The following is an 11,754-nucleotide window of genomic DNA, read 5'->3' on the forward strand; positions in this document are numbered from 1 at the left end:
CGTTAAAATAAAAAATCCGTTGCCAAAAAGTGCGATGCACGCTCACTGATCATCTGTTTTACAAAGGCGACATCGCCATCCTGATACTTGGTTGCCACCAACGTCGGGATAGAAAATTGCCTAAGGGCGTCCACAACCGATAGCGTGCCTTCGGCAGAATCTTTGCGACCGTTAAACGGAAAACTATCGGGTCCGCGTTGGCACTGTGCATTAATGTTAATGCGGCCTACCTGATTGGCAAAAATATCCACCAGCTCACCGACCTGCTTGGCATTTTGGCCAAAAATACTCAGCTGTTGCCCAAAGTTAGAATTCACCACGTAATCGATCACCTCATCGATATGATCAAAAGGGACGACCGGTACCAGTGGGCCAAATTGTTCTTCGTAATATAAGCGCATTTGGCTATTAATTGGGTAAAGCACCGCTGGGCGGAATAGCGAGCCTGCGGTTTCACCGCCATTGGGGTTTTGTACCGCAGCGCCTTTGGCAAGGGCATCTTGCAGTAATTCCGTTAAAAATACCGTTTTACCCGGTTCAGGCAAAGGCGTAATGGCCACGTCTTTATCCCACGGCATACCCAGCGCTAACTTAGCAACGGCAGCAGACAGCTCGGTCACAAAGCGATCAGCAATACTGCGCTCAACAAACAGAATTTTTAAGGCGGTACAGCGCTGGCCATTAAATGACAAAGCGCCAGACACCACTTCACTTAAGGTGCGTTTAAAATCTGCATCGGCGAAAATAATACCGGGGTTTTTCGCATCTAAGCCCAGTACAGCACGTAAACGGTGCGGTTTGGGATGCATGCGTTTTAGATCACTGGCCCCTTTGTTGGTGCCGATAAAAGCAAAGAGATCAATCTTGCCGCTTTCCATTAATACACCAACCGTTTCGCGGCCACGGCCATAGATAATATTAATCACGCCGGCGGGAAAGCTTTGCTGAAAGGCTTTTAATAATGGCTGAATTAATAGCACGCCGTATTTAGCCGGTTTAAAGATCACGGTATTGCCCATAATCAAAGCGGGGATCAAAGTAGTGAAGGTTTCATTTAACGGGTAGTTAAAAGGCCCCATACAAAGCGCCACTCCCACCGGCACGCGGCGAATTTTACCTAAAGCACCTTGTTCAATAATAAAATGGCTGGCGGCGCGATCCTGCTGTTTTAAAGCGGCAATCGTATCGCGGATATAGTCACAGGTGCGGTCAAACTCTTTGGCAGCATCGGTATAATTTTTACCAATTTCCCACATCAGCAAACGCACCACTTCGCTGCGTTGCTGCTGCATCAAACCGAGAAACTTTTCGACATGGCCAATGCGTTGCAATACCGGCATGCTAGGCCATGCCCCCCGCCCTAGATCATAGGCTTTAACCGCGCCCTCTAGCGCCTGTAAAGCCGCATTAGCATCCAATAAAGGGGTATAACCTAATAATACCGGTGATAACTGGGCTGATACCTCAGGCCCCGAGCGAAACTGAACGGGGCTAATTACCGGGCTAAGTTCCCCAGGCCAACTGGCTAGCTCGCCATTTAGCAAATATTCACGTTGTTCAATCACCTGCTGCTGCACAAACTCAGCTGGAATATCAGCGGCTTGCGGAAACACTGTTGCTATACTCATACCTTACTCCCAATTATGTTTTCGTTGCCACTGGCACCATCTGGTTGTAGAGATACTGTCTGATAGTTCAGATCTTGTTTTAGTCGATGACTCTCTGACCGCTCAGGTCAGAGAGCTTGCAACCTCTGGTTACTGCATAAGCCGAGCTTGAACACCAGATTTAGCGTTATATTACTTTTGAAACTGGGATGGCCGGTTCTTTGCCCAAAAACCATTAAAGTGCTCTTTAGCGACAATAGCACCCGTATGCTCCACCACAAAACCCGCCAGCCTTGCCGCAAACTTAACCGCATATTGCGGGGCGATACCGCCTAGCCTTGCGGCTAAATAACCGCCGTTAAAGGAATCACCTGCCGCTGTGGTATCCACCACTTTTTTTACTGGATGCGCCAGAGCGGAAAAATCTTGCTGTTGGTAGCGGCCACTAATGCCCTCTTTGCCATTTTTAACAATAATCTCAGCCACCCCCAGCTCTGCCAGTTGCGCCACAACTTGCTCGGTAGATACTGCGCCAAACAACACTTTGTGATCATCTAAACCCGGCATAGCGACATCGGCTAACTGGTAAGCACGTACAAAGGCCGTTTTCGCGGCTTCAGCATTTGGCCATAAAGCAGGTCGGTAATTCGGATCAAAGATAATCTGGCTTCCGGCGGCTTTTAAGCTGCGGACTAAGGCAAACAGGTCTTCACGGTCTTGGTCACTTAAAATGGCCAGCGTTATACCGGAGAAGAAAAACATATCTGCGCCAGCGATTTGCTCATAAACATTTTGCGCAGCTGCTAGTTGTAGCACCTGCTTGGCCGCGGATGTATCACGCCAGTACACAAAGCTACGCTCACCAAAGGCATCGGTATTGATCATATATAGGCCAGGACGCGCCGATTTCGTGCGCAGAATCAGACTAGTATCAATTTTTTCCCGCTCGACCGCTCTGACTAATTTATCGCTAATCAAATCAGTGCCCACAGCCGTAAAAAACTGCACCTCTACTGGCTGCTCACAGCAGCGTTTTAAATACACCGCCGTGTTAAACACATCGCCGGCAAACGCCTGATGGTAAACATTTTCGACCAGCTGAAACAGCTCGACCATGCACTCGCCCATAATGACAATACGTTTGCTCATGCTCTTGCTCCTTAGGCCGCTTGCTTTAGCTGTAATGCCAGCGCAGTCGCTTGACGCGATAATTCGGTGATTAATGCCCAATCTTGCTCTACCACGGCTTTCGCTGGTGATACCCATGAACCACCGACCACAAACACATTTTTCAATGCCAAGTACTCCGATAAATTCTGTTGGCTAATACCACCCGTTGGGCAAAAACGTACCTGCTGAAAAATACCACTTAAGGCCTTTAACATGGCTGAGCCACCTGAAAGATGCGCGGGGAAGAATTTTAGCTCGGTTAACCCCATTTCAATTGCCAAAGCAATTTCTGACGGTGTCGAAACACCTGGTGCCAGCGGTAAATCAGTGTCCAGCATTGCCTGTAATAATTTTGGCGTACTGGCTGGGCTAACTAAAAACTGCGCACCGGCATTTTTGGCGGCTTGCGCATCTGCCTTGGATAAAATAGTGCCTGCACCCACCAGCAATTGCGGAATATGCGTACGAATAGCGCTAATACAGTCTAAGGCTTTGGCGGTGCGCAGCACCACTTCAACCGAGCCAATACCGCCTTGATACATCGCATTAGCGATAGCAACGGCTTCTGTCGGCGTGTCTGCCTGAATAATGGGTAATAAGGCAGGGCCTTGCAGTATTTTTGATAACGCCGACATTAAAGGGCTCCACTAAGTTGAGTATTATTGCGCTGATTGGCTTGCTTGTTCGCAGCACGTTGTGCCACTAAGGTTGATATAGCCTGATAAGATGAAATGACTGCCGTTACGAAAGCGGCATCTTGGGAGAGCGCGGCCGGAAAAACGGCCTCTATCGCTAAAAATAAAGCAACATCATGAGCTGCTTCACCTTGACATTTAGCTGCAACTGCAAGCAGTTGTTCAGCAAGCGGATCAACCAGTTTTTCGCCTTCTCGGGCGCGCTGTCGAATAAATAAAAACCACGCGGCTAAACAGCTCGCTAAATGCTGAATTGACCTGCCTGCAGCCAAATTATCTTGAATGGCGGGTAAAATCCGCATTGGCATTTTTTGCGAGCCATCCCAAGCAATTTGCGCTAATAAATGCCGGATAGCCGGATTGCAAAAGCGCGCAAAAATAGCAGCACTGTAGTGATGCGGATTTAACTCTACCGGTGCTTGAAACGACGGAATTAATTCCAGCTCTACCATTTGCTGAATATGCTGAACCAATTGCGCATCCTGCATCGCATCATAGACCGTTTCATGTCCAAGCAAATACCCCATATACGCCAGGGTGGAATGCGGCGCATTGAGCAGGCGTAACTTGGCTTTTTCAAAAGCACTAACATCAGCAGCATAGATCACCCCCACTTGCTGCCATGCAGGCCGGTCCGCCGGTAAAATATCTTCAATGACCCACTGCACAAAGGCTTCACGTTTAATCGGCCAGTTATCAATTAAACCTATGGCCGCAGTAACATTAGCCCGTAGCGCATCGTCAGTCGCTGGAGTAATGCTATCAACCATAGTGCAGGGGCTAATCAACTGCTGCTCTAGCCAGTTCGCCAGCGCTGGATCGCTTTGCGCAGCAAAGCTGATTAAAGCCCGCCGTAATTTATGCCCATTGTCTGTTAAGTTGTCGCAACTAATCACACAAAAGGGCGCAATATTATGTTGATAGCGCACGGCCAAGGCTCTGGCTAATAGCCCTATCGCGGTAACGGCTTTATTGTTCAAGGTCAAGTCGTGCTGAATGTGCGGATGTTGCAGATCCAACTCACCCGCCGTATTTAAGCAATAACCTTTTTCGGTGATAGTCATGGTGACATAGCGTGTGGTTGGAGCCGTTAAGCGGGCAAAGACTTCGGCATAGTGTTCAGTGGCAATCAGTACTTCTTGGATGCTACCGATAATTTGATAACTGGTTTCAGCATCCAGCACCGCCAAGGTATATAAGCCATCTTGTGGCATAAGGGCCTGACTGACATCGGCTGAACGCATCGATACGGCGCTGATCGCCCAATCACCACCGTGTTGTAGTGCTTTGTCAGTGTAAAAGGCCTGATGGCCACGAAAAAACGCACCGGGTCCCAAATGCACGATACCGATCTGCGGTTTGTTGTCGGCTAACCGATAGGCCGGTAGCGGTAATTTGCCGTTTAGGCTGGCGAGCGTATTATTGCTTAAATGTTCCATAATTTGCCTGCTGTTCGCGTTAAGCTTTGTGGCTTCACTCAGTAAATGCACACAAAGACGCCGTGAACCCTTCCCTGGGGGCTCCTGTCCAGCATCCATGCTGGACACGCTTTGTTTAGCCTTTACTGAGCTTCGCTGTCGAGTATCGTGGTATCCCTTGACAACCTTTTTACTATTTCAACTGATACGCTTTTTTCACCAGTCCATAAGTCAGCTCATAGGCCAGTTCATGGGCTTCGGCTTCGGTGAGGCGATGTTCTGCCACTAGTCCAGCTAAGAAGCGGCAGTCAATACGGCGAGCCACATCATGTCTTGCTGGAATAGATAAGAAAGCTCGGGTATCGTCGTTAAAGCCTACGGTGTTGTAGAAACCGGCGGTTTCGGTAACTTGATGCCGGAAACGTAACATGCCTTCCGGGCTATCATGGAACCACCAAGCTGGACCGAGTTTTAAGGCTGGGTAATGGCCAGCTAAAGGTGCGAGTTCGCGGGCATAGGTAGTTTCGTCCAGCGTAAACAGAATAATGTTTAAACCCGCTTCGTTACCGTATTTTTGTAATAGTGGCTTTAAGTTACTCACAAATTCGGTTGGGCTTGGAATATCTGCGCCTTTATCTGGGCCAAAGCGCTCAAAGATCACCTGATTGTGGTTACGGTGTGCACCAGGGTGAATTTGCATGGTCATGCCATCTTGCAGGCTCATACCGGCCATTTCCGTTAGCATTTGACCACGGAATAATTCGGTTTCAGCTGGCGTTGCTGTACCCGCTAAACAACGCTGAAATAACGCAGCAGCCTCGGCTTCCGGTAAATCGGCGGTAATGGCAGACGGGTGGCCGTGATCGGTTGCCGTTGCACCGTGCTCGCGGAAAAAAGCCCGCCGGATCCGTAACGCTTGTAAGTAGCCCTGCCAGTTGTTGGTATCTTCGCCTGTAAGTTCAGCCAATTTCGCAACGTTTTTCGCAAAATCTGCGCGATCTGCATCAATCACATCATCTGGGCGAAAAGTCGTAATCACGCGCTGCTCAAAGCCTGTGCCTTTAAGTTTGGCGTGATGTTTTAAATCGTTTAACGCCCCTTCGGTGGTAGCAATTAATTCGATATTAAAGCGGTCTAACAAAGCGCGTGGTTTAAATTCTGCTTTAGCCAACTGTGCATTGATGGTGTCGTAATACAGATCAGCTGTTGCTTCAGTCAAGGTAACCGTTAAGCCAAACACCTCGTGAAAGACACTGTCTAACCAAATACGTGAAGGGGTGCCACGGAATAAATAATAGTGTTTAGCAAAAATATGGAAAATTTTACGATAATCACTTTCAACCACCGCGCCGTCTTTACGGCGGATCCCCAGCTCTTCCAGTTTGATGCCTTGGCTGTATAGCATCCTGAACACATAATGATCGGGTAATAACAATAACGCAGTGGCATTTTCAAAGTTAGCATCGTCGGCAAACCAGCGTGGATCAGTGTGGCCATGCGGACTAACGATAGGTAAGTCTTTAATTTTTGCATATAAGCGCTGCGCGATAGCGCGAACGAGCGGATCAGCTGGAAATAGCCTGTCCGGATGTAATTCTAAAGGAAGTGGTTGCGTCATTTTATTCTTTCCCATTTGTGTTCAGTATGTTGCCGCTGTTAAGCGCCATTTTTTATATAGGTTTAGAACGGCTTTACTCATTAAGACTAGAGCGTCACGCCGTTTTTCCAGATAGCGATTTCTCGGTTATCCGAGATCTCATTGCGCGTCCGATGTCCGGATGCCACAGCCACCAGATAACGGAAAAAATCATAAGCAAATTCAGTGGCATCTTGCCCAACTCGCAGTAAGCCGCCAGCATCGTAGTCAATCCATTGTGGCTTACGCCCTGCAAGGTTTGAGTTAGAGGAGATTTTTACGGTGGGCGCCGGAAAGCCTAATGGTGTGCCACGGCCGGTGGTAAATAAAATCAGCGTGGCGCCCGCTGCTGTTAGCGCAGTTGAGGATACGGCATCGTTACCGGGGCCTTCCAGTAAGGTTAGGCCGGGTAAACTGGCTTGCTTACCATAGCGAATAATTTGATTAACGACTGCCGAGCCACCTTTTTGAATCGCCCCCAGCGATTTTTCTTCGAGCGTGGTTAAACCACCGTCTTTATTGCCCGGACTGGGGTTTTCATATACTGGCTGATTGTTATCGATAAAGTACTGCTTAAAATCATTGACTAGCGACACCAAATCAGCAAACACCTGTTCATTCTGTGCCCGCGCCATAAACACTTGTTCTGCGCCAAACATCTCTGGCGTTTCGGTGAGTACCACTTTGCCATTTGCGGCCGCCACTAAATCGGCGATACGGCCCACTAAAGCATTTGCGGTGAGACCACTTAAACCATCCGAGCCGCCGCATTTCATGCCCATAACGAGCTCTGACACTGGACAAGCACTGCGCTGATCCTCTGCCATAATCGCCAGTAATTCGCCCACGGCAGCTAAGCCTTGCTCGACTTCATCTTCAACCTGTTGCGCATTAAAAGCCCGGATGCGCTGCTGATCGACATCAGGGCTGGCTTGTAGTAGCTTGGCTAACTGGTTATTCTCGCAGCCTAAGCCCAAAATGAGTACCGCGCCAGCGTTGGGATGCTGAATAAGCCCTGCCAGTAATTCTCGGGTGTTGCTCAGATCATCACCTAGCTGCGAGCAGCCAAAGGGGTGGGTAAAAGCATGAATGCCATCAATATTCGGTAAGTCCAACAGCTGTGCAAATTCTTTACGAGCTAACTCGGCAACACGCATCGCGGCGCGGTTTACACAACCAACGGTGTTGATAATCCACAATTCGTTGCGGGTGCCTACCTTGCCATTTTGGCGACGATAGCCTTGAAATTCGGTCGGTAGACCTGCAGGAAATGGCAACGGGGCAGCCTGACAACCGCTATATTGATAGTCAATGGTGCCGCTTAACGCTGTAGCGAGGTTATGTGAGTGAACCTGAGCGCCAGCAGCAATCTCCGCAGTTGCTTTACCAATAGCAAAACCATATTTAACCACGGCCTCGCCTGCAGCAATTAACCTTAGTGCTATCTTATGGCCGGCGGGTATATCGCTGGTAGCAGATAGCATTTCGAAAGGTTCTGGCAGTGGCTGACCAGCTTTGAGAGGCTGCAAAGCAACTAACACATTGTCACGCGGATGCACCTGCAGCACCTTAAGTTGTGCCGTAGTGTTTGCCTCCGGTAAAAGAATACTACAACCGGGTTTCTGCTCTGTTGTCATCATGCCATACCTGTTTTATTCGCCACCGATCTAGTCAACTGCTCGATCTGTCTACCGGTGGCATTTTTATTTACAACTTAGGTCTTTTTCATTAAGCATGCCGTATGCATGGTTAATTGTAGTTATAGCGCTGGTTTAAATACTAAAAGGCTTACCATTTAAGGTGATATCTAACTGATCAATGCCGGCAATATTTTCCAGTATTCCCACCGTTTCAACCTGTTTAAAGTGTACGTGATGTAGGGTTACACCGCTAATTGGCGCACGCTCAAAGCCTCGCAATTGAAAGGCACGTTGCGCTTTTTGTACAGTAAGATTACTGATATGCAAATTATTCACTTGCGGCATAAAGTTCCCCGCATCACCTTCTTCGTAGAAGAAGTTAATGACAATCGCATCCCGTACTTCACCAATTTCAATATCACGAATATAGACATTTTCAATTAAACCACCGCGCACAGAGTTGGTTTTGATACGGATACCGCGCGCTAAATTAGGGCTACTCATACGACAGCGGCGAGCAAAGATATTGCGGGCACCACCGGAGATCTCGCTGCCCATTACCACCCCACCATGACCTGAACGCATAATACAATCTTGAATGACTATGTTTTGTACCGGTGTCGCCAAACGACGACCATCGTTATTACGGCCAGACTTTAAGGCAATACAATCATCGCCAGTGTCAAATAAACAATTTTCAATCAACACGCGGTTAGAGGATTCTGGATTACAGCCATCCGAATTAGGGCCATGACTCACACAATTTACATTACGAATAACGACATCTTCAGACAACACAGGGTTGATTAACCAAAAAGGCGAATTACGAATTGTCACGCCCTCAATTAATACTCGCTTGCAGCCATAAGGTTGAATAAACGGCGGCCTTAAGAAGTTCTCAGTAAACTGACGCTCAGCAACAGGCGCACCTTGTTCAGCCATAGCAAATAATACTTTGCGCGTTTGCACTTGATCGACACTGGCATCATATTCCCAGTTACGCCGCTCCCAATTGCCTTTCCAAGGCCACCAGGCTGTCGTTGAGCCATTACCCTCAAGAATACCCTTGCCTGTAACGGCAATATTTTCTTGCTGAAAAGCATAAATTAACGGCGAATAACCGATCAGTTCCACCCCTTCCCAGCGGGTCATCACATAAGGTAAATAATGCTCGCGGTCGGTATAAAACGACAACACCGCATCATCATGCAAATGCAGGTTGACATTAGACTTAAGGTGAATGGCACCTGTTTCAAATCGTCCAGCAGGTACAATAACACGCCCACCGCCAGCCGCAGCACAAGCCGCTATGGCGGCTTTTATCGCCTGCGTATTATCGTTACCTGCTTCTGCTTTGGCGCCAAATGCTGTAATGACGAACTCTTGCGCAGCAAACTGAGTAGGTTTAATAGCCGCAATAATTTGATCGGCTTGCTGCCATTTTACTAAGTCTTCAGCATCTTTTGCACTATCAGCTAAATTACTCTGACTTGATAGCGGTAAGGTGTGGCAGCCACTTACCGTTAACAAGCTAACTCCAGCAGAGAGTAAACCAAGGGTTTTAATACTTTTTCTTTTTAGCAAATCTGTCATCTGGTTTCCTCTTCCACTTGAGTGCTTAGTAAACGTCGACCGTATTAAATAATAGTATCTATAATAACCAATTTGCCACCGGTGGCAAGCTTTTCATTAAAAAATTTGCCACCGCTGGCAAATTTTTTAATGAAGCTTATATTTTACGACTTTCCGAGTTTAAACAAGGTCCTGTAGATTCACGTACCACTAAGGTTGGTGCTACTTTGGCCGCGACATTCATAGCGGCTTTATGGTTCTGCTCAATTGACATAATCATCTTAGTCGTGGCTAACAATGCCATTTGCCGAACAGGTCGACGAATTGTAGTCAGAGCTGGAGTGACCCGTGAAGCCAACATATTATCGTCAAAGCCGGCGACTGATAGCTCCGAGGGTACTTTTATACCCAAGCTATAAGCTACTTTTAACACCCCTGCCGCCATTTGGTCATTATTGGCAAAAATCGCCGTTGGGCGCTCGGGTAGTTGCAATAATTGCTTGGCGCATTCAATGCCCGTTTCAAAGGTATTATTCCCCTCCAAAATCATATTGCTCGGAATTTGTACCCCATAAGCCGATAACCCCAGCTGAAATCCTTCCATCCGCTCCGTTGATGATTTATAACGCTGCGGCCCGCTGATAAAAGCAATTTTTTGATGGCCAAGTTGCGCAAAATAACGGGCCATCTCAGCAGCAGCTGAACGATCATCAGACACCACAATGTGTTCTTGGGTATCTAAGGCGACAGAACTTAACCGCACATAAGGGCTACCCGACTCTTTTAATGCCGATGCCAAGGTTTCTGATTCCGAAACTGGCGGCAGCACTATCACACCATCCAGTTTAGAGCGGCGCATAAAGCGTAAGCAATCACTAACCAGATTCTCACTTTGATAACGACAGGGGTGCACCACCAACTCATAGCCAAGGGTGGAACACACTTCCAGTACTCCCCGCTGTACATCGTCCAAATACAAGGCATCGGGGTTGTCGTAAATCAAGCCCAGTAAATACGAACGGCTGGACGCAAGGCCACGCGCTTGAGCATTCGGCGCGTATTTTAACTCGTTGATCACGTTTTCAACTTTAAGACGCGTGGCTTCACCTACACTTAAGGAGCCGTTAATAACTCGTGACACCGTTCTTTTAGAAACCCCAGCTATGCGGGCGACATCATTAATGGTTGATTGCTTTTGCATTCATTGCTTCCGCTTTTATGGCTATTTTTGGTTAGCAGCAAGCTGCGGCCGATATACCGTTAAGCCTATATCAATAGCTGCTTTTTTTACTTTTTGCGCCACATCAACAAACTGATTTCGGGCAAAAATACTGGTAGGCGCAGTCACGGTAATGGCGGCAACCACTGCACCACGTTCATCTCGGATAGGTGCCGATAGACAACGTACATCTTGATGATATTCTTGATCATCCGTTGCATAACCACGACCTAAAATGCGCTGTAAATCAAGCTTAAGTTCCTCTGGAGCAACCAGACTCTGCTGAGTTTTAGCGGTGAATAGACCCTGCTCGGCGAATTGCGTAATTTTATCAAAATGCAGAAACGCTAAAAATATTTTTCCAGCGGCCGAACAATTAAAACTCGCAATAGTGCCTGGGCGGGCAGCCATTCGCAAGGGGTTTGGGCTATCACAGACTTCAACAATCAAGGCCCCTTCGGTATGAGGTAGGCTCAACTGCGCTGTCATTCCGGTACTTAAGGCCAATTTTTGTAAAAAAGGCAGAGCTTGGCGACTTAATTTACTGGAACTGACGAGATTAAAACTCATCTTAAACAAAGAGGTACCCACCTGATAACGCTTACCTTGCTTCTCCAACAACTGCTGTTGACACAGCGTTTGTAAAATACGAAAGGTTGTCGTTCGAGGGATAGCCAAGCGCTGCTCTAATTCGGTCAAGCTTAATCCCTGCTCAGACTCAGAGACTAAAGATAAAATGCGACAGGCATTAGCCAAATTAGGAATGACATAACTTACCATAAAAGCGCTCCTCTGTA

General features: G+C 47.7%; 9 protein-coding genes. All 9 read right to left on the bottom strand.

Features of this window, described 5'->3' with window-relative positions; genetic code table 11:
* Positions 1-2: 2 nt before the first annotated feature.
* The 9 genes from ACO1PK_RS03670 to ACO1PK_RS03710 all read right to left on the bottom strand — a co-directional run bounded on the left by ACO1PK_RS03670 (position 3) and on the right by ACO1PK_RS03710 (position 11,737).
* Entirely contained in the window at positions 3-1,628 is a 1,626-nt protein-coding gene (locus ACO1PK_RS03670; protein ID WP_423187319.1) for an NADP-dependent glyceraldehyde-3-phosphate dehydrogenase, read from the bottom strand.
* A gap of 171 nt (positions 1,629-1,799) precedes the next feature.
* Entirely contained in the window at positions 1,800-2,756 is a 957-nt protein-coding gene (locus ACO1PK_RS03675) for a sugar kinase (RefSeq protein WP_423187320.1), read from the bottom strand.
* 11 nt (positions 2,757-2,767) lie between these two features.
* A complete protein-coding gene (gene eda, locus ACO1PK_RS03680) occupies positions 2,768-3,412 on the bottom strand; it encodes a bifunctional 4-hydroxy-2-oxoglutarate aldolase/2-dehydro-3-deoxy-phosphogluconate aldolase (protein ID WP_423187321.1) in 645 nt (214 codons plus the stop codon).
* Positions 3,412-4,911, bottom strand: coding sequence for a mannitol dehydrogenase family protein (locus tag ACO1PK_RS03685; RefSeq protein WP_423187322.1), 1,500 nt, complete (start codon positions 4,909-4,911; stop codon positions 3,412-3,414). Before ACO1PK_RS03685 ends, eda begins: the two co-directional genes overlap by 1 nt.
* A 172-nt stretch (positions 4,912-5,083) precedes the next feature.
* The gene (uxaC, locus tag ACO1PK_RS03690) at positions 5,084-6,508 is read right to left on the bottom strand and encodes a glucuronate isomerase (RefSeq protein ID WP_423187323.1); all 1,425 of its coding nucleotides are present in this window, start codon (positions 6,506-6,508) and stop codon (positions 5,084-5,086) included.
* An 86-nt stretch (positions 6,509-6,594) separates the two neighbouring features.
* On the bottom strand, positions 6,595-8,163 hold the full coding sequence (locus tag ACO1PK_RS03695; RefSeq protein ID WP_423188163.1) for a UxaA family hydrolase: 1,569 nt from the start codon (positions 8,161-8,163) through the stop codon (positions 6,595-6,597).
* A gap of 135 nt (positions 8,164-8,298) precedes the next feature.
* Entirely contained in the window at positions 8,299-9,759 is a 1,461-nt protein-coding gene (locus tag ACO1PK_RS03700; RefSeq protein ID WP_423187324.1) for a glycoside hydrolase family 28 protein, read from the bottom strand.
* A gap of 136 nt (positions 9,760-9,895) precedes the next feature.
* Positions 9,896-10,939: a LacI family DNA-binding transcriptional regulator gene (locus ACO1PK_RS03705; protein WP_423187325.1), complete on the bottom strand. Its 1,044-nt coding sequence runs from the start codon at positions 10,937-10,939 to the stop codon at positions 9,896-9,898.
* Between the two features lie 21 nt (positions 10,940-10,960).
* Positions 10,961-11,737: an IclR family transcriptional regulator gene (locus ACO1PK_RS03710; RefSeq protein WP_423187326.1), complete on the bottom strand. Its 777-nt coding sequence runs from the start codon at positions 11,735-11,737 to the stop codon at positions 10,961-10,963.
* Between the last annotated feature and the right edge of the window lie 17 nt (positions 11,738-11,754).

Source organism: Alishewanella sp. d11 (genome assembly GCF_049390205.1).
Lineage (GTDB): Bacteria > Pseudomonadota > Gammaproteobacteria > Enterobacterales > Alteromonadaceae > Alishewanella.

Coding starts and splice junctions, on each gene's coding strand:
- ACO1PK_RS03670 (WP_423187319.1), bottom strand. CDS start 1,628: ATGAGTATAGCAACAGTGTTTCCGCAAGCCGCTGATATTCCAGCTGAG.
- ACO1PK_RS03675 (WP_423187320.1), bottom strand. CDS start 2,756: ATGAGCAAACGTATTGTCATTATGGGCGAGTGCATGGTCGAGCTGTTT.
- eda (WP_423187321.1), bottom strand. CDS start 3,412: ATGTCGGCGTTATCAAAAATACTGCAAGGCCCTGCCTTATTACCCATT.
- ACO1PK_RS03685 (WP_423187322.1), bottom strand. CDS start 4,911: ATGGAACATTTAAGCAATAATACGCTCGCCAGCCTAAACGGCAAATTA.
- uxaC (WP_423187323.1), bottom strand. CDS start 6,508: ATGACGCAACCACTTCCTTTAGAATTACATCCGGACAGGCTATTTCCA.
- ACO1PK_RS03695 (WP_423188163.1), bottom strand. CDS start 8,163: ATGACAACAGAGCAGAAACCCGGTTGTAGTATTCTTTTACCGGAGGCA.
- ACO1PK_RS03700 (WP_423187324.1), bottom strand. CDS start 9,759: ATGACAGATTTGCTAAAAAGAAAAAGTATTAAAACCCTTGGTTTACTC.
- ACO1PK_RS03705 (WP_423187325.1), bottom strand. CDS start 10,939: ATGCAAAAGCAATCAACCATTAATGATGTCGCCCGCATAGCTGGGGTT.
- ACO1PK_RS03710 (WP_423187326.1), bottom strand. CDS start 11,737: ATGGTAAGTTATGTCATTCCTAATTTGGCTAATGCCTGTCGCATTTTA.